Source organism: Sphaerotilus sp. FB-3 (assembly GCF_023706025.1).
GTDB classification, from domain to species: Bacteria; Pseudomonadota; Gammaproteobacteria; order Burkholderiales; family Burkholderiaceae_C; genus Sphaerotilus; species Sphaerotilus sulfidivorans.
On record NZ_BQWE01000061.1, the window covers coordinates 1 to 209 of the forward strand.

Genomic DNA, 209 nt, shown 5'->3' on the forward strand with positions numbered 1-209 from the left:
TACAAGACAGCGGCCCGAGGCGGCGCAGTGGTGCCGGTGAAACCGGCGTACACGAGCCAGCGGTGCAGCGCCTGCGGGCACACCGCCAGGGAGAACCGGCCGACGCAAGCCCGCTTCGAGTGCGAAGCGTGCGGACATGAAGAAAACGCGGACCTGAACGCCGCGAAGAACGTACTGGCCGCGGGACACGCGGTCTGGGTCGCAAGACC

1 protein-coding gene is annotated in these 209 nt (G+C 68.4%); it reads left to right on the forward strand.

Features of this window, described 5'->3' with window-relative positions; all coding sequences use genetic code 11:
* Positions 1 to 209, forward strand: a 209-nt coding sequence (locus tag NFT33_RS19030) for a transposase (protein ID WP_251677716.1), incomplete at both ends; no start/stop codon positions are given.